Annotated in this window: 19 protein-coding genes; 11 read left to right on the top strand and 8 right to left on the bottom strand. The window is 57.3% G+C overall.

Annotation, left to right across the window (positions count from 1 at the left end):
* Positions 1 to 74: 74 nt before the first annotated feature.
* Positions 75 to 644, bottom strand: coding sequence for a hypothetical protein (locus ACYQ3M_RS08875; protein WP_460035722.1), 570 nt, complete (start codon positions 642 to 644; stop codon positions 75 to 77).
* A 232-nt stretch (positions 645 to 876) separates the two neighbouring features.
* On the opposite strand from ACYQ3M_RS08875, the gene ACYQ3M_RS08870 reads away from it, so the two are divergent.
* Positions 877 to 1,482: a peroxiredoxin gene (locus ACYQ3M_RS08870; protein ID WP_460035721.1), complete on the top strand. Its 606-nt coding sequence runs from the start codon at positions 877 to 879 to the stop codon at positions 1,480 to 1,482.
* A 57-nt stretch (positions 1,483 to 1,539) separates the two neighbouring features.
* On the opposite strand, the gene ACYQ3M_RS08865 is transcribed toward ACYQ3M_RS08870, so the two are convergent.
* Positions 1,540 to 1,833, bottom strand: coding sequence for a hypothetical protein (locus ACYQ3M_RS08865; RefSeq protein WP_460035720.1), 294 nt, complete (start codon positions 1,831 to 1,833; stop codon positions 1,540 to 1,542).
* Between the two features lie 104 nt (positions 1,834 to 1,937).
* Between ACYQ3M_RS08865 and mutY the strand changes: the two genes are divergently transcribed.
* Positions 1,938 to 2,978, top strand: a complete 1,041-nt coding sequence (gene mutY / locus ACYQ3M_RS08860) for an A/G-specific adenine glycosylase (protein ID WP_460035719.1) — start codon at positions 1,938 to 1,940, stop codon at positions 2,976 to 2,978.
* Here the strand turns inward: mutY and ACYQ3M_RS08855 are convergent.
* Positions 2,927 to 4,219: a YihY family inner membrane protein gene (locus tag ACYQ3M_RS08855; RefSeq protein ID WP_460035718.1), complete on the bottom strand. Its 1,293-nt coding sequence runs from the start codon at positions 4,217 to 4,219 to the stop codon at positions 2,927 to 2,929. The two genes, mutY and ACYQ3M_RS08855, sit on opposite strands and share 52 nt — an antisense overlap.
* A 92-nt stretch (positions 4,220 to 4,311) precedes the next feature.
* Between ACYQ3M_RS08855 and ACYQ3M_RS08850 the strand changes: the two genes are divergently transcribed.
* The 3 genes from ACYQ3M_RS08850 to infA all read left to right on the top strand — a co-directional run bounded on the left by ACYQ3M_RS08850 (position 4,312) and on the right by infA (position 6,171).
* Positions 4,312 to 4,833: a phosphatase PAP2 family protein gene (locus tag ACYQ3M_RS08850; protein WP_460035717.1), complete on the top strand. Its 522-nt coding sequence runs from the start codon at positions 4,312 to 4,314 to the stop codon at positions 4,831 to 4,833.
* The gene (locus ACYQ3M_RS08845; protein WP_460035716.1) at positions 4,830 to 5,876 is read left to right on the top strand and encodes an MJ1255/VC2487 family glycosyltransferase; all 1,047 of its coding nucleotides are present in this window, start codon (positions 4,830 to 4,832) and stop codon (positions 5,874 to 5,876) included. Before ACYQ3M_RS08850 ends, ACYQ3M_RS08845 begins: the two co-directional genes overlap by 4 nt.
* Positions 5,877 to 5,952: 76 nt before the next feature.
* Positions 5,953 to 6,171 (top strand): translation initiation factor IF-1, encoded by a 219-nt coding sequence (gene infA, locus ACYQ3M_RS08840; protein WP_460035715.1) that lies wholly within the window; start codon positions 5,953 to 5,955, stop codon positions 6,169 to 6,171.
* Positions 6,172 to 6,177: 6 nt separating this feature from the next.
* Here infA and clpA read toward each other — a convergent pair whose 3' ends face one another.
* The 3 genes from clpA to ACYQ3M_RS08825 form a co-directional block, all read right to left on the bottom strand.
* Positions 6,178 to 8,448, bottom strand: coding sequence for an ATP-dependent Clp protease ATP-binding subunit ClpA (gene clpA, locus ACYQ3M_RS08835; protein ID WP_460035714.1), 2,271 nt, complete (start codon positions 8,446 to 8,448; stop codon positions 6,178 to 6,180).
* 25 nt (positions 8,449 to 8,473) lie between these two features.
* Positions 8,474 to 8,803, bottom strand: coding sequence for an ATP-dependent Clp protease adapter ClpS (gene clpS, locus ACYQ3M_RS08830; protein ID WP_460035713.1), 330 nt, complete (start codon positions 8,801 to 8,803; stop codon positions 8,474 to 8,476).
* A 70-nt stretch (positions 8,804 to 8,873) separates the two neighbouring features.
* On the bottom strand, positions 8,874 to 9,650 hold the full coding sequence (locus ACYQ3M_RS08825) for an elongation factor-1 alpha (protein WP_460035712.1): 777 nt from the start codon (positions 9,648 to 9,650) through the stop codon (positions 8,874 to 8,876).
* A 122-nt stretch (positions 9,651 to 9,772) separates the two neighbouring features.
* On the opposite strand from ACYQ3M_RS08825, the gene ACYQ3M_RS08820 reads away from it, so the two are divergent.
* The 4 genes from ACYQ3M_RS08820 to mtaB all read left to right on the top strand — a co-directional run bounded on the left by ACYQ3M_RS08820 (position 9,773) and on the right by mtaB (position 14,146).
* Positions 9,773 to 10,216: an NUDIX hydrolase gene (locus ACYQ3M_RS08820; protein WP_460035711.1), complete on the top strand. Its 444-nt coding sequence runs from the start codon at positions 9,773 to 9,775 to the stop codon at positions 10,214 to 10,216.
* A gap of 3 nt (positions 10,217 to 10,219) precedes the next feature.
* Positions 10,220 to 11,296: a tRNA 2-thiouridine(34) synthase MnmA gene (gene mnmA, locus ACYQ3M_RS08815; RefSeq protein ID WP_460035710.1), complete on the top strand. Its 1,077-nt coding sequence runs from the start codon at positions 10,220 to 10,222 to the stop codon at positions 11,294 to 11,296.
* Positions 11,297 to 11,314: 18 nt separating this feature from the next.
* Positions 11,315 to 12,679: an adenylosuccinate lyase gene (gene purB, locus ACYQ3M_RS08810; protein ID WP_460035709.1), complete on the top strand. Its 1,365-nt coding sequence runs from the start codon at positions 11,315 to 11,317 to the stop codon at positions 12,677 to 12,679.
* A gap of 174 nt (positions 12,680 to 12,853) precedes the next feature.
* A complete protein-coding gene (gene mtaB, locus ACYQ3M_RS08805) occupies positions 12,854 to 14,146 on the top strand; it encodes a tRNA (N(6)-L-threonylcarbamoyladenosine(37)-C(2))-methylthiotransferase MtaB (protein WP_460035708.1) in 1,293 nt (430 codons plus the stop codon).
* Here mtaB and cysZ read toward each other — a convergent pair.
* Positions 14,101 to 14,862 carry a sulfate transporter CysZ gene (gene cysZ / locus ACYQ3M_RS08800; protein ID WP_460035707.1) on the bottom strand — a complete coding sequence of 254 codons (762 nt, stop codon included), beginning with the start codon at positions 14,860 to 14,862 and terminating at the stop codon, positions 14,101 to 14,103. The genes mtaB and cysZ overlap by 46 nt on opposite strands.
* A gap of 37 nt (positions 14,863 to 14,899) precedes the next feature.
* Positions 14,900 to 15,595 carry a PEP-CTERM/exosortase system-associated acyltransferase gene (locus ACYQ3M_RS08795; RefSeq protein ID WP_460035706.1) on the bottom strand — a complete coding sequence of 232 codons (696 nt, stop codon included), beginning with the start codon at positions 15,593 to 15,595 and terminating at the stop codon, positions 14,900 to 14,902.
* Between the two features lie 272 nt (positions 15,596 to 15,867).
* Between ACYQ3M_RS08795 and ACYQ3M_RS08790 the strand changes: the two genes are divergently transcribed.
* Both ACYQ3M_RS08790 and ACYQ3M_RS08785 read left to right on the top strand, forming a co-directional pair.
* Positions 15,868 to 16,848: an NAD(P)H-quinone oxidoreductase gene (locus ACYQ3M_RS08790; protein WP_460035705.1), complete on the top strand. Its 981-nt coding sequence runs from the start codon at positions 15,868 to 15,870 to the stop codon at positions 16,846 to 16,848.
* 55 nt (positions 16,849 to 16,903) lie between these two features.
* Positions 16,904 to 18,304: a hypothetical protein gene (locus tag ACYQ3M_RS08785; protein ID WP_460035704.1), complete on the top strand. Its 1,401-nt coding sequence runs from the start codon at positions 16,904 to 16,906 to the stop codon at positions 18,302 to 18,304.
* The last annotated feature ends 10 nt before the right edge of the window (positions 18,305 to 18,314 follow it).

Raw genomic sequence — 18,314 nt, 5'->3', positions numbered from 1 at the left:
TAAGTAAGAGGCGCTACTGACTTACTCAGTGCTAAAATCCCCGGGTTGAAACCCGGGGATTTTTTTGCCCAAAGTCAAGCTAAAACTGGTTGACTGCTCGCTTTTTGCAAGCAAGTGGGGTGGGTTTTGTTGGTAGTCGCTTTTGACGCATCCGAGAATTCGTACAGCCTTTGATTTTTCCAGTTCGCAAACAAGCTGTCGTCGAAACTGCGATTCTGGTCGATCGCGTATTCGTAAGCTTTCCGGAACAGGACCGCGGTCCTAAAAGCATGAAACTCCTCGTCAGCGGTTACTGTTTTAATATTTCCGACCTGAAAGGTTTTATTGCGTGGTTTACCGTCTTTGATCCAAAACACCGTATAGCAAAGATAGCTTTTGTCTTTGCGCTTGTCGTATTTGATCGTGCGCGAAACCCCTGTGATTCCTGTGGAAACTTTATTGCATGGGGTTTTCATGAAGCGCGTCCGGCTGCCTTTCAAAACGACGAGCATTTGATCGCGCCACTGGATAGCGGCTTTGAGGGATTTTTTCTTGCCGCCCCAGAGTTTGTGCGAGAAGTATCGGCTGTACTCGACACCGCGGCGGACGATGCGTACTTGAAAGCCGAAAGAGTCGGGTTCGGTGATGTGTTTGTGTACTGCCATATCCCTCCAACCTGAAATGATTATTGTTGTTTTCGATAGGGAACAGAAGGCGTAGCCGCCCTCCTAGCAGGCTAATCTTACAAAGCTTTTGTGAATGTTACAAAAACGTAAAGAGCCTTGTTTCCTGAGCAGCCTTTCTCGCTGAGAGCAATTCAGAGCAATTTAGTGTAAAATTAGCCCTGCTGTTTTCCCATGCTTAAGACAATTCTAGGCTAGCATTAGGAGGGACTCCATGAGTGTATTAGTAGGCAAAAAAGCGCCCGATTTTACGGTGCCGGCGGTTTTGGCTGATGGCCAGATCGTAGACGCGTTCAATTTCTCCGCAGCTACCAAAGGCAAATACGCCGTCTTGGTGTTTTATCCTTTAGATTTCACTTTCGTCTGCCCGACCGAGCTCATCGCCTTGGACCATCGAGTGGAGGAGTTCGCCAAGCGTAACGTTGAGGTGATTGCGGTATCTATCGATTCGCAATTCACCCACAATGCGTGGCGCAACACGCCGGTGGAAAAAGGCGGGATCGGCCCTGTCCGGTATACTTTGGCGGCCGATATCGGCCATCAAGTCGTGCGGGCCTATGATGTAGAGGCGGAGGGAGTCTGCGTAGCTTACCGCGCTAGCTTCCTGATCGATAAAGAAGGCATTGTGCGCCATCAGGTAGTCAACGATCTGCCGCTCGGGCGCAACATGGACGAGTTGATCCGGATGGTCGATGCGCTGCAGTTCTTTGAAAAGCACGGCGAGGTGTGTCCGGCCAATTGGAAGCCAGGCCAGGAAGGGATGAAGCCAAGCCCCGAAGGGGTGGCGCGCTTTTTGGAAGCGCACGCCAAGGAACTTTGATCCGTTTCCCATTGGCCAAGCTGTCAGGCCATCTGGCCTGACAGCTTTTTTATTAGGTCAAGGAGCCTTGCTCGCTGCACTAGCCATCCAACGTTTGCGAATGAACCAGACGACCAAAACCGCTAACGCATAGCCGGCAAGTTCCACAGTCAAGATTAAAACGTTAAATTGACTTAGGTGGTGGAAAGTGGCGCTGACCGGCTTGATTACCAGAAACCACCATAGAAATACGACCACGTAGTAAGCCACGACGCTGTTCGCTACCCACAGAAAGGGTTTGGGATCGTGGATTTGAATGGCCGTCCGATAGAACCAGATCGCAATGGCGACCGCGACAAGTCCACCTATCATGCGCTAACCTCCTCTCGGCTTTTGGTTGTTAATAGCAATCAGACATTGGCTGCTACATCATAAAGCTTATGCTCGCCGGTTTAAAATTGCCTAAATTATCCTAGATGATTTCACCTAAAGCTTTCCAATCAACCTTGTTGGCATGGTACGACCGATTTGGGCGTAAAGACCTGCCTTGGCAACGGCCTCGCACACCGTATCGGGTTTGGGTATCGGAAATCATGCTTCAGCAAACCCAAGTGCGCACCGTCATTCCTTATTTTCAAAAGTTTATGGAGGCATTCCCCACACTCCAGGCGTTGGCAGAGGCACGCTTAGACTTGGTTCTCGAGCATTGGGCGGGATTGGGCTACTATGCGCGAGCTCGAAATCTGCATCGGGCGGCCAAAATATTGATGGCCGAGTATGGGGGTGAAATTCCTGCCGACTTAGAAGCGCTGCTGCGTTTGCCTGGGATCGGCCGTTCCACCGCGGGAGCGATTTTGAGCCTTGGCTTCGACCAACCGGCGCCGATTTTGGACGGCAACGTCAAGCGTTTATGGAGCCGCTTGCACGGCCTGAAAGAGCGGTTGGATACGGCCTCTGCCGAACGGCGGCTGTGGGCTTTGAGTGTCCATTATTTGCCGCGGGAACGCAACGCCGATTACACTCAGGCCCTTATGGATTTTGGCGCCAAGATATGCACGCGCACCCACCCGCGCTGCCTAGAGTGCGTGTTGCAAGACGCGTGTCTGGCGCATCGGTCCGGTTGGGTAGCCGAGCTTCCGGTTGCCCGGGCGCGTCAAAAGCCGGTCAAATTCAGCTATTGGCTGCTCCTGCGCGATGAAGACGGTCGCATTTATCTAGAGCAGCGGCCTCCCGTTGGAATCTGGGCCGGACTTTGGGCGCCTCCGCAGTGGGACTCGCGGGAAGCGCTGGAAGCGCAATGCCAAAACTTAAGCATCCGGCCGGAAACCTTAACCTGGCTACCTGCTCGAGAGCACGGGTTCAGCCATTATCTGCTTTGCTACACGCCTGCCCTGGCTCAGCTCGTAAAACCTTTGCCCATGCTCCACGACCGCCCTGCCTGCTGGCTTAAACCAAAAACGTCCTCTCAACTTGCGCTGCCGGCACCGGTTAAGCGCTTGCTCGCCGAGCTGGCTTGACGGCACGAGTCTTCGTCGGCAGCGAAGAGCTGTGCCAAAGTCACGTTTAAACTCTGGTTGAGGCTCTCTTCGACGGGGGCAAGCCAGGGTTTGAGCGGACCTGCAGCGTAGGCAGGAGGCAACACGTAGGCGTGGCTGCGATAAAGCTCCAATAATGTGCAAAGGTGCAAATCGCGGCGTAAAAGCCAACGGTTTTCTTCGCCGCGCGCGATCCAGCCGTTACGGCGCAGAACCCCCAAGACTTTATCTAGATCCACCGGGCTAAGTTCAGGCAGCCGGCGCGCGAGATCCGCCTCGTCCAAAAGTTGATCGGTTTGCTGACCCTGAAAGATCCACTTAAGTACCGTGTAAGCCAAGACCAAATCGTGCTCGGGAGCCTTAGGCCCTATTTGGGGGGCAACGTAACGAAACGCGTGCAGGCAGTAGGTGAATTGGGCACCGATTAAGGTGACCAGCCAAGACAGATAGAGCCAGACCAAAAAGATCGGCGCCGCCGCAAAGGCTCCGTAGACGGCTTCGTAAGTGGGAAATCGGGTGATATAAAAAGCAAATCCGGCTTTGGCCGCCTCAAATAGGGCGGCACTTAAGAACCCGCCCCACGCGGCCAACTTGAGCTTGACACGAGCGTTGGGAACCAGTTGGTAGAGCAGAGTAAAAGCCGCATTCTCCAGCAAGAATGGGATGAATCTAAAAATCAGGCCAAGTCCTTGAGGTTCTGTATCGGTCGCAAGATGCGCGCTGGCGATCCAGCGCGAGGTGATTGCAATCCCGGCACCTATCAGTAGCGGCCCCAAGGTCAATACCGCCCAGTACACCAACAGGCGACGGTGAAGGGCACGATACGGCGGGGCGCGCCAGATTTCGTTGAGCGAAGTCTCAATGGTGATCATCAGCATTAAGGCGGTCAGGACCAAAAACAAGATTCCAAGACCGGTGAGCTTTTTGGCCTGGTCGGCGAAGGTGCGCACGTATTCCTGAATCGTCTCTTGGGCCGCCGGCACGAGATGCTCGAACACCAGGTTTAAGAGTTGATTGCTCGTCTCCTGAAACGCTGGAAAAGCGGCAAAGATTCCCAACGACAGCGCAAGCAGCGGCACCAGCGCCAGCAAGGTGGTGTAGGAGAGCGCTGCAGCGTTGTCGGTGCAGTGGCTTTCGCGAAAGCGGCGCCAGAAATATTCTAAAAACGCAACACCAAGCGTCAAGCGCGCTTTGAATTTGCCCCGCCTTTTAAGGTTCAACATGTCTTGGTCAACAAATCTTAACCAAACGGTCACGTCCGCGTTATCTAGAGAGCTTATTTTTCAGGAGGCTGAAAACTCAAAGGTGACCTAAGATGCGGCTGCTGCAATCGATACTCTACTACGACCAGAATTTTTTTGTTTGGGTGTTACGGCGAAAACACTACGCTCGGCTGGTAGCCATAAGTTATTGGCTTTCCAAAACCGGCGACGGAGTTTGGTATGCGATCTTAGGGATAACGCTTTACTGGTTGGAGCCTGCTCAAGGCCCCAAGTTTCTGGCGAGCGGGATCGCCGCGTTTGCTTTGGAACGGCCGCTTTACTTGGTGCTTAAAAACAGCTTCAGGCGCGGCCGGCCGCAGACTCAGGGGTTCCCTAGCCATATCGTTCCCGCCGACGAATTTAGTTTCCCCTCCGGCCATACCTCGGCGGCGTTTCTGGTCGCGGTCTTGGCTACCTGGTTTTATCCCCATACCGCCTTATGGGCGTTCGGATGGGCAAGCTCGGTTGGGATGGCGCGAATCTTTCTCGGAGTCCATTACCCAGCCGATGTGGTGGTTGGGGCCTTGATGGGCAGCGCCTGCGCCTTGGCTGGAATCCGATTCGTGGCGCTGTGAGAATCCTCTACGGCGTCCAAGGAACCGGCAACGGTCACTTGACCCGTGCCCGCATTATGGCAAAAGCCTTGGCCGCAGCCGGTATCCAAGTCCAATATTTGTTTTCCGGACGCCCAAAGGAAGGCTTTTTCGACATGGAAGCCTTTGGGGATTTCTGGTGGTATCCGGGCCTAACTTTTGCCACCGAAAACGGTCGAGTAAGCTATCTTAAAACTTTGGGCAAAATTCCAGACGCGCTGCCTTTCTTGCGGGCCTTGCGGGAGCTGGATCTGACCTCATTCGACTTGGTCCTGACCGATTTTGAGCCGATCACCGCTTGGGCTGCGATCCTCAATCACAAACCCCTCGTCGGTCTGGGCCATCAGTACGCTTTTCGATACAGAATCCCCAAGTGCCGGGGTGGGTGGATCGCCCGCGCGCTCCTACGCTGGTACGCACCGGCAACCCTTCATCTTGGGCTGCACTGGCACCCGTTTGGGCAACCGGTTCTGCCGCCCCTGGTGGAAAAGCCACCGCTCGCCGACCCCGATCCAAACCGGATTTTGGTGTATTTGCCGTTTGAATCTTTGGCTGCCGTGTGTGAACTGCTCGATCGGTTTCCAGAATATCAATTCGAGGTTTACAGCGGCGAGATAAAGATTCCTCAGAACCTCCGTCATATTCAGCTAAACCCCTTATCGTGCCAAAGTTTTCAAGAGTCTTTGGCGAGCTGCAGCGGGGTTCTGTGCAACGCGGGCTTTGAGCTGATCTCGGAGGCGCTGGCTGCCGGTAAAAAAATTTTGGTCAAGCCGCTGGCAGGCCAGTGGGAGCAATGCTGTAACGCCAAAGCTTTAGTTCAGCTTGGCTGGGGCAGAGCGATGGCGGGCCTGGATGTCGATCGCGTAGCCGATTGGCTCGCGCATTCTAAAGCCGTACAGGTGGCCTATCCTGAGGTGGCCACTGAAATTGCGGCGTGGTTAAAGGGTGGCGAGTTGCAAGTCACCCCGGCCTGGATACAGGCCATCTGGTCTAAAGCGGACTTTAGCGGGAAAGGGTATTCTTAGCCAAACGGGCTGGCCGAAGCGATGGGCTTTATGGTACTATTTGCGCCGTTTTTGCAAAGATTGCCATCCACAGGTTATGGCCAAAGAAGACGTCATCGAAATGGAGGGCACGGTGATTGAAACCTTGCCTAATACCATGTTTCGAGTGCGGCTGGATAACGGGCACGTGATCACCGCGCACATTTCGGGCAAGATGCGAAAGCACTATATCCGCATTTTGACCGGAGATCGGGTCAAAGTAGAGATGACCCCTTACGACTTAAGCAAAGGCCGGATCACCTTTCGCCTCAAATAGTTTCCTTCAGGCCGGCGCCACCGGCTTTTTCTCCTCGACCGAAAACTTAAGCTCGCCGTTCTGGACGTAGAACCTCACGTGCCCACCCTCGACCAAGCGGCCGAACAGTAGATCTTCCGCCAGCGGCTTTTTAACGTACTCTTGGATCACCCGCGCCATTGGCCGCGCGCCCATGGTCGGATCGTAGCCGCGCTCGGCGAGCCACTCCCGCGCCTGGGGGGTGAGCTGGATGGTCACGCCGCGCTCGGCGAGCTGAGATTCCAGTTCGAAGATGAACTTATCCACCACCTGTGCGATGATCTGGCGGTTGAGGGGGCGGAACTGGATGATCGCATCGAGCCGGTTGCGAAATTCCGGAGTAAAGGTTTTTTCTATCGCTTTCAGGCTGTCGGATCGGTGATCTTGAGAGGTAAATCCGATCGATGCCCGGCTGGCCTCCATCGCCCCAGCGTTGGTGGTCATCACCAGGATGATGTTGCGGAAATCCGCTTTACGCCCGTTGTTGTCGGTCAGCGTGCCGTGATCCATTACCTGGAGCAACAGGTTGAACACGTCCGGATGGGCTTTTTCGATTTCGTCCAGGAGCAGCACCGCATGCGGGTGCTTGTTGACTTCCTCGGTGAGCAAGCCGCCCTGGTCATAGCCCACGTACCCAGGCGGTGCGCCGATCAACCGCGAGACGGTGTGCCGCTCCATGTATTCGGACATATCGAAACGGATCAGTTCCACTCCAAGCAACCTGGCTAGCTGGCGGGTGACCTCGGTTTTTCCGACCCCGGTGGGACCGGCAAACAGGAAGCAGCCGATGGGCTTGGATTCGGTGCGCAGGCCAGCGCGCGCCAGCTTGATCGCCGAAGCGAGCGCCTCGATCGCTTCGTCCTGGCCGTACACCAGCATCTTTAAGTTCTTTTCCAGATCCTTAAGCTTTTCCTTGTCGTTGGCCGAGACCGTCTTGGGCGGAATCCGGGCGATCTTGGCGACGATGTATTCGATTTCCTCGGTATCGATCACGGCCTTGCGCTGATCCTCGCGCAGCAGCCTCTGTCTGGCTCCTGCCTCGTCGATGACGTCGATGGCTTTGTCGGGCAGGTGGCGGTCGGTGATGTAACGGGCCGAAAGCTCAGCGGCGGCTTTGAGCGCCTCTTCGGTGTACTTGACCTGGTGGTGCTCTTCAAAACGCGATTTTAACCCTTTGAGGATCTCAAAGGTCTCGGCCACGCTCGGTTCGTGCACGTCGATCTTTTGAAAGCGCCGTGCTAACGCCCGATCCTTTTCGAAGATGCCGCGGTATTCCTGGTATGTGGTCGAACCGATGCAGCGCAGCTCCCCGGAGGCCAACATCGGTTTGATCAGGTTGGAGGCGTCCATGACGCCCCCGGAGGCCGAGCCGGCACCAATGATGGTATGGATTTCGTCGATGAACAGGATCGCTTCGGGTTGCCGCTTGAGCTGGGCAAGAAGAGATTTCAAGCGTTTTTCGAAGTCGCCGCGGTACTTGGTGCCGGCCACCAGCGCCCCCAGATCAAGGGCGTAGATCACCGCGTTCTTGAGAACGTCGGGGACGTCTTCCTCGACGATTTTCTTAGCCAGCCCCTCGGCGATGGCGGTCTTGCCGACCCCCGCCTCACCCACCAGCAAAGGGTTGTTCTTACGCCGCCGGCACAAGACCTGGATCGTGCGCTCGATCTCCGCCTCGCGGCCGATCAGCGGGTCGATGCGACCGGCGCGGGCCGCTTCGTTGAGGTTGGTGGCGTACTTTTCCAAGGGATCGGCATGGCCCGTCTGGGAGTCTTCGCCTACGTCGCCCATATCCTGGGAAGAAGCGTTGGTTCTTGAATCGTCTTTGGCCTTAGAGATGCCGTGCGCAATAAAATTCACCACATCCAAGCGCGTGATGTCTTGTTTGTGCAGCAAGTAGACCGCATGGGAATCCTGCTCGCTGAAGATAGCGACCAAAATGTTGGCGCCGGTGACTTCTTTTTTGCCTGAAGATTGAACGTGGAACACCGCCCGCTGCAGCACGCGCTGAAAGCCTAAGGTGGGTTGGGTTTCCCGGTTGATTCCCGGGGGGAGCAAAGGCGTGGTCTCGTCCAGAAACTGCACCAGTTCTCGGCGCAGTTGTTCTAGATTGCCGCCGCATGCTTTGAGCACTTCCGCAGCTGAGGGGTTGTCCAGCATCGCCAGCAGCAAGTGTTCCACGGTGATGTATTCGTGGCGTTTGTCGTGGGCGTATTTGAACGCCGCGTTTAGAGAGTATTCCAATTCTTTGCTCAGCATAGCGGCACTCTTTTAGCTCTTCAGTTTACGCTTCTTCCATGGTACACAATAAAGGGTGCTGATGGCGCCTGGAATATTCATTGACCTGCTGCACTTTGGTTTCGGCCACGTCCCTAGAAAACACCCCGCACACCCCAACCCCGCGGGTGTGCACGTGCAGCATGACCTGGGTGGCCTTGTCTTCACTCATGCCAAAAAACCGCATTAAAACCTCCACGACGAAATCCATGGGGGTGAAGTCGTCGTTGAGCAAAATGACTTTATACAGCGGCGGCTGCTTGAGTTTGGGTCTTGCCTCTTGGACCGCTACCCCGGTGCCGCTGTCGCCGGTTTGTTCGTCATTATATTGCGACATCTAGCGCTCCACGAAGCTGTTTGGATTCCATGAAGAATCTTGCCATTCGACCGTTTTCCCAGCCACAGGTTCAACTTTCCTCGCCTCCTGGGCGCACGTGGCGCAGGTAGGACTCGATTTGGATTCCCTGCGGCCGCTGCTTGAGCGGCAGAATCCACATCTCGTACATCGACACGATCCACATGAATACGAACGACATCGCCATCCCAGCCCCTCCTGCGATCACCAGCCAGGCAAAATGCGGCGAAAGCTTGGTCAACCACCACGAAGCGATGTCCGTTAACTGGAAAACGAACGGCATCGCCACCGCCACCGCCTTCAAAGGCTCAGGCGCACCGGTGGCGAAACAAAAAATGATACCGATGAACATGAAAATGAAGGCGATGCCGAACAAGTGCACGTGGGTGACTCGGATCAGCGACTGGATTGTTGCGCCGGTGTCGGTCACGGCGCGCTTTTGTAACTCTTCGAAACGGGTGAAATCGGGCTGGGGAGAGTTGGGATTGTGGCACTGCACACAGCGGTTTTCGATGATGGGCCGGATCGTCTTTTCATACTCTGCGCGCGAGGCCCCGTCGCGCACCCATTGTACGATCTGAAACCGCTCCTCGGGCGGGGCAAAGGGCTGCATCGGGCCGTTGAGCATGGTTTCCAACTTGGATCCCGAACGGTTGCCATAGTAGCTGTAAACGATGTCTTCGATCGACAGACCAAACTTGCCGTCGGCTAAGCCGTGAGTGAAAAGAATCTGCAGCAAGGCGACGAAATACCCGACCGCGATGATGACTAAATAAGAGGAAAACAAAACCTTAGCAGACAAGGGCAAGTTTTTTAACTCGTAAGACATCGCGTGTTCTAGGGTGGTTTTTATAAGAAAAACAATTATTTTCCTTAAGCCTCTGTTTTGGCAAGATCCACGCGGCGCAAATCCAGTAAAATTGCCAGGCAGATCTTAGCGAAAGAGCGAGTATGGTTTGGAAACCCAACGTGACCGTGGCGGCGGTGATCGAACAGGCGGGGCGCTATTTATTGGTCGAAGAGCAAATCGATGGTCGGCGGGTCTTGAATCAACCCGCAGGTCACTTAGAAGAAGGCGAGTCGCTGCCGCAGGCGGTGGTGCGGGAGGTGCTGGAAGAGACGGGCTGGTGCTTTGAACCGGAAGCGTTGCTTACGGTCCAACTGTACCGAGTTCCAGCTACGGCGCTGACTTTTTTGCGCTTTGCGTTCACCGGACGAATTCATCACCGCGATCCCAATCGCCCTTTAGACGCGAGTATTTTAGCGACTCATTGGCTAAGTCGAGCGGAAATCGAAGCACGGCGGGAAAATCTAAGAAGCCCTTTGGTTCTAGAGTCAATTGCCGCTTACGAGAGCGGCTATAGGTACCCTTTGGATATTTTGCAAGCGCTCTGAAGGATGAAAATCCTAGTGGGTCTATCCGGTGGGGTCGACTCCTCGGTGGCTGCCCTCAAGCTTTTAGAGCAAGGGCATGAAGTGGCCGGCTTGTTTATGAAAAACTGGGACGAGGACGACGGCACCGAATACTGCACCGCCCTGCGTGATCTGGAGGATGCCCAGAAGGTCTGCGAGCGCCTCGGCATTAAGTTGTACACGGTGAGTTTCGCCGCCGAGTATTGGGAGTTAGTATTTAGCCAGTTTCTCGCCGAACACCAAGCCGGCCGCACTCCCAATCCCGACATCCTGTGCAACAAGCACATCAAGTTTAAGGCGTTTTTGGATTATGCCCTGGATTTGGGCTTTGAGGGCATCGCCACCGGCCACTACGCCCGGGTTCGTAGGCGTTATGGCCGGTTCGAGCTGTTGCGCGGCTGCGATCCTAATAAGGATCAGAGCTATTTTCTTTACGCCATCGGCCAAGAGGCGCTTTCCCGGACCTGGTTTCCCGTAGGGGAGCTTTATAAATCCGAGGTGCGCACCATCGCCGCCCGCGCCGGCTTTCCCAATCATGCCAAGAAAGACAGCACCGGCATTTGCTTTATCGGCGAGCGCAAATTTCGCGAGTTTCTCATGCGTTATCTGCCGCCTTGTCCAGGCCCTATTGTCACCCCGGAAGGGGAGGTGATCGGCACGCATCAAGGGCTGATGTATTACACCCTAGGCCAGCGCCAGGGCCTTGGGATCGGCGGCCGCGCTGAGGCTAAAGATCTGCCTTGGTACGTGGTGGGCAAAGATTTGGAGCGCAACTTGTTGCTCGTCGCCCAAGGCCACGATCATCCCTTGTTGTTCCACACTGCCCTGGAAGCGGGAAAAGTAGAGTGGCTGGTCGAGCCTTGGGAGGGCGTTTTTCGCTGCTCTGCCAAGATCCGTTACCGCCACCTTGACCAGCCTTGCCGGGTGGAAGTGCTTGGCCCTGGCCGCTGCCGAGTGGTGTTCGACAGGCCGCAGCGCGCTATCACTCCGGGGCAGTCGGTGGTATTTTATGCCGACGAATTGGTCTTGGGCGGCGGGGTGATCGAAACGATCGCACCTTGATTTAACCGGAGATGATTTATGTATTCCCCGATGACGGCGATCTCGCCTATCGATGGCCGGTATGCCGAGCAAAACGAGATTCTGCGTCCGATCTTTAGCGAATACGGCCTGATCCGCTACCGGGTCCAGGTGGAAGTCCATTGGCTCAAGGCGCTGGCTGAAGAACCTAAGATCGCGGAGGTTCCGGCCTTGTCCCCGCAGGCTAAACGCTTTTTGGAGGAGATTATTACCGGCTTTAACCAGGCCGATGCCCTGCGGATCAAGGAAATTGAGCGCACGATCAATCACGACGTCAAGGCGGTGGAGTATTTTCTCAAGGAAAAGGTCGCCGCGCTGCCGGAATTGGCCAAGGTCTGCGAATTTATCCATTTCGCTTGCACCTCCGAGGACGTCAACAACCTGGCTTACGGTCTGATGCTCAAGGAAGGGCGCGATCTGGCGCTTTTGCCTTTGGTCGATGAGGTCGTCCAGGCGATCGCCGATCTCGCCCATCGCGCCGCCGCGGTGCCGATGCTCTCGCGCACTCATGGTCAGCCGGCCAGCCCCACCACTTTGGGCAAGGAACTGGCCAACTTCGTTTATCGCTTGCGGCGCGGCCGGGAAAAGCTGGCGCAGGTAGAGATTTTGGGCAAGACCAACGGCGCCGTAGGCAACTACAACGCCCATTGCTTGGCCTTTCCCGAGGTGGACTGGGAAGCCCTTGCGCGCAGGTTTGTAGAAGGGCTGGGGTTGGCCTGGAACCCCTACACCACCCAGATCGAGCCGCACGACTGGCTGGCCGAGTGGTTTGACGCGTTAAGCCGGCTGAATACGATCCTTATCGATTTTGACCGCGACGTGTGGGGATATATCGCCTTAGGCTACTTCCGGCAAAAGGCCGTGGCCGGGGAAGTGGGATCCTCGGCGATGCCGCATAAAGTCAACCCGATCGATTTTGAAAACTCAGAAGGCAATCTGGGGATCGCCAACGCGCTTGCCCGCCATTTCGCGGAAAAGCTGCCCATCTCCCGCTGGCAGCGGGACTTGAGCGATTCCACGGTGCTGCGCAACCTAGGGGTGGCGTTTGCCCATACTCGGATCGCTTGGCATAGCACGCTCAAAGGGTTGGCCAAGCTCGAGGTGGACGAGGCCAGGCTGATGGAAGATCTAGACGCCAACTGGGAAGTGCTGGCCGAGGCGATCCAAACCGTGATGCGCCGCTACGGGATCGCTAAGCCTTATGAAAAGCTCAAGGAATTGACCCGCGGTCGCAAGGTCGATGCCGCTTCTTTGCGCGCTTTTGTCGAAACTTTGCCGCTTCCGGACGAAGCTAAAACGAGATTATTGGGGTTGACGCCTAGGACTTATACCGGCTTAGCCCAACGGCTGGCAGAAAAAATTTAGAAGTTTTGTGAACTCGAGCACATTGAGACGCTTTAATTCTGCTAAGGTTAGAACGTGGTCGTCTAACGCCGGCGGCGGACCTGCCCTCTCTTCCCTCCTCCCGCTGCCGCCGGCCGACGGCTTCACCCCGGAGGCCGCGAAGGTCGGCTCCGGGGTTTTTTGCGGGTCTTGGCGATGCACGTCGCTTTTGCCACCCTAGGCTGCCGCCTGAATGAAGCCGAATCGGAAAGCTGGGCGCGCCGGTTTGCCGCGCGCGGGGCTAAGATCGTTTCGGCGGCAGAAGCCGAAGTCGTGGTGCTCAACACCTGCGCTGTCACCCAGGAGGCGGTGCGCAAGTCGCGCCAGTTGATCCGCCGCATCCGGCGCACCAACCCCAACGCGCGGCTGGTGGTCAGCGGCTGTTATGCCACCTTGCACCCGAGCGAGGCCGCAGCCGCCCTGGGCGCGGACTTGGTGATCGTCAACCGCGACAAGGACCGCCTGGTGGAATTGACCGCGGCGTGGTTGCAAGACGCTTTCGCCCCGATGGAGGACAGCGGCGCGCTGTTTTCCCGGAGTCGCCAGAGGGCGTTTGTCAAAGTCCAGGACGGTTGCCGCCATCGCTGTACTTTTTGCATTGTCACCCGCGCTCGGGGCGCAGAGCGCAGCCGGCCGATCGCCGAGGTGGTCTCTGAGATCCAAAGCCTATGCGCCGACGGGGTGCGCGAGGCGGTGCTGACCGGGGTGCACTTAGGCGGCTACGGCAGCGATTTGGGAGTCAAGCTGCAAGACTTGATTCGCGCGGTGTTGGAAGGCACCGATCTGATGCGCCTTAGGCTCGGATCGTTGGAGCCTTGGGGGCTGGATGAGGCGTTCTTTGAGCTTTGGCAAAATCCACGCTTGATGCCCCACCTGCACCTTCCGCTGCAGAGCGGCTCGGATGCGGTGCTAAAGCGCATGGCGCGCCGCGGCCGCACGCGCGATTTTCGCGCCCTGGTGGCTCTAGCCCGCAAGCACTGCCCGCGGTTGGTTCTAACCACCGATATCATTGTCGGTTTTCCCGGCGAGACCGAAGCCGACTTTCAGCAAACCCTGGAGTTGGTGGAAGAAATCGGTTTTGCCCACGTGCATATTTTTCCCTACTCTCCGCGTGCCGGGACCGCCGCGGCGGCGTTTCCCGATCAGATCCCCGAGGCGATCAAACGCGCGCGCAGTCAGAAACTACACGCGCTCTCGGCCAAACTCCGCCAAGCGGTGTTGGCGAGCCAGTTGGGGCGCGTCGAGGCGGTGTTGTGGGAGAAGTTCCATGAAGAAGGGGGCGAGTGGGTCTTTTGCGGCTACACTCCCCATTACTTGCGGGCGCGCATGCGCGTTCCCAAAGGGGAGGATCTCACCAATACGATACGCTCGGTGCGCTTGGTCGGTTTGACCCCGGAAGGAGATCAGTTGGTGGCCGAACCCGTTTGCACGCGGGCGTTGACGAAATAAAGCGTTGCGGCAATCACCGCCGCCGGCGGCAGAAAGACGTTCACTAGAGGAATCCCAAGGCCAAGCATCACAGCCCCGCCCAAGGTCAAGCCTCCCACGCGGGCTTGGCTCAACAAGCGCCTCGCCTCTGCAAATCGCAGCCCGGCGTTGGCTAAAGGATAGGCGCTGTACTCCAATCCTAGGAACCAGGCGTTGAAGCCAAGCCACAGCCCAGGCACAATCAGATTCACCCCAGGGATCAAGCTCAGAATTGCGAGTGGCACCGCCCAGCGGAGAAAATAACCTAGGCGCTGGACCTCGCCTCCCAGCTCCTCGAGCAAGGTACGCAAAAGGCCGGCTTCTTGAGGTTTTGGCGTTTGGCCGGTGACCATTTGTTCGGTACGCTCGGCCAGCTTGGCATAGAACGGTGAGGCGAGCAGGTTAGCGACCAACGCGAAACTAAAAAAAGCGATCAAGACGAAAGCCAGAGCAAAAAGCGGCCACAGCAGCCAGTGCAACCAATTCAGCCAATCGGGGATCAAGCCGCTGAGGAAAGCGGTGAAGAAATGACTCGCCAAGGCAAAGGCCCCGGCAAACAAAATCAGGTTGAGCAAAAGCGGGATCAAGACGAATCGGCGCAGCGGCGGCCGACCCAAGAGGAGGATTCCCCGGCCTAGGCAGCGTAGGGCGTATCCAGGGTGGTTGAGCTTTTTGGTATCAAAACTTAAGGCCGACATATTGCTAGGCTATCAAGATCGGCGGCGTTGGTGAAGTTCAAGCAGCGATGGCCGGCCAGGCGGCTTTAGAGCCGCGCGTGTTTTGCGCCAACTCTGAATAAGGGATGAGCGTGTTTCTTTTGGCAAACATCGCATGAACCTTTGCCGACCGCTCGGCGATCCCGTCGAAGGCGGTGACCAGCGTGGCCAGATAAGGAAAGCGCAGGCCGCGGTGTTCGCACGGCGCGCCGATCACGTCCATGCGCATCCCCAGACTTCCCACGATGCGCGCGATTGAACGCTTGCACAAGAACAGCCAGCAATCGATCCCCGCCGGTTCGCTGTACTCTTTGGCTGCTCGGATCAGCCCAAGCAAGACTTCCGGTTCGGAGACCGGTTGCGGCGCGCTGCCGCGGCGAAACGATTTGAGGATGGACAGGCGCGACAGTTCCGCAAAGCGCTTTCCTTCCACGGCGTGGCCTTGGAGCGAGAACCGACACGTTTTAAAAATAGGTAGCTGCTTTGGTTCGCCGAGCACCAACCGGGCCGCGCCTACCCATTGGCCGCTTTCCTTGTGCTGGACCAAAAAGTGCACCGACCGGGCGTCGAACGGGTCGATTTCCAGCCCATCATGAAAGCGCTCGGCGGGTTCGAAGCGCTTTTCTAGGCAATACACCTGATAGCGCAGGCGGTAATGGATCGATCGGCTTTCTTGGGTGTCGGCAAGGACCGCGAGGTAGCGACCGTCGAACATATTGATTCCCTCCCTTAAAGATTGCGCTTGGATTGCAGAACAGGTACGCCAATGCGTTAAAGCATAAAAAATGCCAACACTTACCGAGACCGTGAGGAAGCCGATTGAAATTGGCCTCGACGTTTCGCAACTAGATGCCTAAAAACGACGCTTTTCATTTTTATTAAGCAAATGCTTGATGGATTATCCGATGGGTTGTCGCCAAGAGGCAACGCTTTGTTCAAGTATATAGCCTAGAATTGAATTACAACCCGACTTTGGAATTTTATCGTATGCGGGCTATAACCATTCGCGCCCCAGGCGGCCCTGAGATGCTGCAGCTGAGCCAGCGGCCGGCGCCCGTGCCGGGTCCAAAGGAGGTGCTCATCCAAGTGGCGGCCTGCGGCGTCAACCGCCCGGACATCCTTCAGCGCAAGGGACTGTATCCGCCGCCGCCTGGCGCTTCGGACATTCCTGGACTGGAGGTGGCCGGCACCGTCGCTGCGGTGGGTTCGAAGGTGCGTTCGTGGCGACCAGGAGAACGGGTGTGCGCTTTGCTCACCGGCGGAGGCTATGCGGAATACTGCCTTGCTCCGGTCGAGACCTGCTTGCCGATTCCTAAAGGACTGGATTTCGTTCAAGCGGCGGCCTTGCCTGAGACGTATTTTACTGTCTGGAGCAACGTATTCGAACGCGGTCGGCTTAAGGCGGGAGAAAAGTTTTTGGTCCACGGCGGCGCAGGCGGCATCGGAACTACCGCGATCCAGCTCGCCAAGGCGCTACGCCAGGCCGAAATCTATACCACCTGTGGCAGCGAGGCCAAATGCCGTTTCTGCGAGGCGCTGGGGGCCAGGCAGGCGATCAACTACCGGCAAGAAGACTTTGCCGAACGCGTGCTCCAAGCAACGGCCGGGGAGGGGGTGAACGTGATCCTAGACATCGTCGGCGGCCCGTACCTGGAATCCAATCTAAAATCCCTTGCTCCTGACGGGCGTCTGCTGATCCTCGCCGCCCAGGGGGGCGCCAAGGGCCAAATCCACTTGCCGCTCGTTTTTCTGAAACGGCTGACTTTGACTGGCTCCACCTTACGCAGCCGCAGCCTTAAAGACAAGGCCGCCATCGCCCGCAAATTGCAAAAACACGTCTGGCCGCTGCTCGAACAAGGCAAGGTGCGCCCGATCATCCACGCGACTTTGCCTTTGGAACAGGCGGCAAAAGCACACCGAATCCTGGAAAGCTACGCCCACATCGGCAAGCTCGTGTTGATTCCCTGACCTACCGGGCAAGCTTGGGCTAGACTTTAGGGGTAAGCCCTAGTTAGAAAGCCTTATGCGCGATCTGCCGTTTGCGCCTGCACCGGAGGCGGCTGCCCGCTGGGTGGGGGAACTGGAAGCGCTTCCGCTCAAGGTCCAGGCCGGTCGTTTGTATGCGGTTCTTAAAGCGCTGCATGCTGTAACCCTGCCGGCGGCAACGCGCCTGACGCTGCTTGAGGTTTTGCGCCCTTCGGTGTTTGCCGCTTCCGAAATTTTAGCTCGAGATGCGATCCGCTTTGCCGCCTCCCTGCCGGAAATGGCCAGAAACGCCGCCAAGCTGGGCGCGCTGTTGCATCACGAACTGGCTTTAGGTTTTGAAAGCGCGCTGACCGAAGCGACCCCGCTCGCAGGCCATAGGGCCATGGCCTCGTTGGGATGGATGCTGGTCAGGATTGTGCAACTGGGTGAGCCGCCCAAGCCCAGCGTGTGGAGGAGGCTTTGCCGAGTTTATCGGCAAGGGGAAACCCAAGGCTGGTTGAGCCGGCCGGTAAACGAGCCTTTGCGCGGCGGCGTGATGGAAACCCCCGAAGATGGCTTCAAGTGCGCGCTCGCGTTGGGGGCGCTTGCGCCGGCGTGGCTCGACCCGGAACGCGTGGGCGAGTTGTTTGCGTTTTTGTGGCAGCAGAAGCGGCGCCTAGAACTTAGCGCCACCCCGGTCGCGGATGGCTGGTCGTTGGATTTTTCCTGCGGGCTTGGGCCGTGCCGCGTAGGTTCTACCTCAAGCGCTTCTGGCGGCCTTTACCTGAGCTTGCGCCTGCCCGCGGCGGGCCAGTGGCCTCCGCTTTTGGCTCGGCGCCTGCGGCATTGCCTGGGCCAGGTGCAAAACGAGGAGGACTACCCGCTGACCCGGAGGGTGGATGAGTTGTGGCATGGGTGGGAGAGCATTGTGGCGGAACTGAGACACCGCTGCTCCCCGGCGGCCAACGGCTGGCTCGCGGTGCCGGAGTTCGAGTTGACTCCTTTAGATCACGATCCATCCCCTAGGCCCTTGCCCGAGGCTTCCCGGGTCTGGCGGCGGCTCAATGCCCTGTTGCGCTGGCGCCGGGACGACCCCGGCGCGGTGCTGGAGGTCGAGCGCGTGGCCATCCGGCCGGGCGATCTGGTGGCGCTAAAATGCCTTGATGAAACCCGGCTGGCGGCGGTCGTTCGGTGGATCAGGGAGAGCCCGCAAGAAGCTCGGATCCGGATCGGTTTGGATCGGTTCGGGGAAGGAGTTGAAGAGGTGCAGGTCTTAGTCGAGGGGCAAAGACCGGTCCAGGCCATCGCTACAGCTTACGGGGAAAGCCGCGTGCTGGTGCTTCCCCCGCTGCGAATCAAGCCGGGTTCCCAAGCGATGATCGGCGACCGCCAAGCCCAAATGGGGCGCGTGTTGGAGTGGACCGAGCGCTTTTGCGCTTATCGGTGGGTCCCCGGCTAAGGCCGGTTTG

The organism is Methylothermus subterraneus (assembly GCF_054656915.1).
The sequence above is the reverse complement of the archived record's forward strand: the minus strand, read 5'-3'. Positions and strand labels throughout refer to the sequence as shown.

Bases quoted from the DNA above. Each gene is read 5' to 3' on its own strand.
- clpS (WP_460035713.1), bottom strand. From the start codon at position 8,803: ATGTCGCAATATAATGACGAACAAACCGGCGACAGCGGCACCGGGGTA.
- ACYQ3M_RS08850 (WP_460035717.1), top strand. From the start codon at position 4,312: ATGCGGCTGCTGCAATCGATACTCTACTACGACCAGAATTTTTTTGTT.
- cysZ (WP_460035707.1), bottom strand. From the start codon at position 14,862: ATGTCGGCCTTAAGTTTTGATACCAAAAAGCTCAACCACCCTGGATAC.
- ACYQ3M_RS08865 (WP_460035720.1), bottom strand. From the start codon at position 1,833: ATGATAGGTGGACTTGTCGCGGTCGCCATTGCGATCTGGTTCTATCGG.
- ACYQ3M_RS08785 (WP_460035704.1), top strand. From the start codon at position 16,904: ATGCGCGATCTGCCGTTTGCGCCTGCACCGGAGGCGGCTGCCCGCTGG.
- ACYQ3M_RS08870 (WP_460035721.1), top strand. From the start codon at position 877: ATGAGTGTATTAGTAGGCAAAAAAGCGCCCGATTTTACGGTGCCGGCG.
- clpA (WP_460035714.1), bottom strand. From the start codon at position 8,448: ATGCTGAGCAAAGAATTGGAATACTCTCTAAACGCGGCGTTCAAATAC.
- purB (WP_460035709.1), top strand. From the start codon at position 11,315: ATGTATTCCCCGATGACGGCGATCTCGCCTATCGATGGCCGGTATGCC.
- ACYQ3M_RS08820 (WP_460035711.1), top strand. From the start codon at position 9,773: ATGGTTTGGAAACCCAACGTGACCGTGGCGGCGGTGATCGAACAGGCG.
- ACYQ3M_RS08790 (WP_460035705.1), top strand. From the start codon at position 15,868: ATGCGGGCTATAACCATTCGCGCCCCAGGCGGCCCTGAGATGCTGCAG.
- ACYQ3M_RS08855 (WP_460035718.1), bottom strand. From the start codon at position 4,219: ATGTTGAACCTTAAAAGGCGGGGCAAATTCAAAGCGCGCTTGACGCTT.
- ACYQ3M_RS08825 (WP_460035712.1), bottom strand. From the start codon at position 9,650: ATGTCTTACGAGTTAAAAAACTTGCCCTTGTCTGCTAAGGTTTTGTTT.
- mtaB (WP_460035708.1), top strand. From the start codon at position 12,854: ATGCACGTCGCTTTTGCCACCCTAGGCTGCCGCCTGAATGAAGCCGAA.
- mutY (WP_460035719.1), top strand. From the start codon at position 1,938: ATGATTTCACCTAAAGCTTTCCAATCAACCTTGTTGGCATGGTACGAC.
- ACYQ3M_RS08875 (WP_460035722.1), bottom strand. From the start codon at position 644: ATGGCAGTACACAAACACATCACCGAACCCGACTCTTTCGGCTTTCAA.
- ACYQ3M_RS08795 (WP_460035706.1), bottom strand. From the start codon at position 15,595: ATGTTCGACGGTCGCTACCTCGCGGTCCTTGCCGACACCCAAGAAAGC.
- mnmA (WP_460035710.1), top strand. From the start codon at position 10,220: ATGAAAATCCTAGTGGGTCTATCCGGTGGGGTCGACTCCTCGGTGGCT.
- infA (WP_460035715.1), top strand. From the start codon at position 5,953: ATGGCCAAAGAAGACGTCATCGAAATGGAGGGCACGGTGATTGAAACC.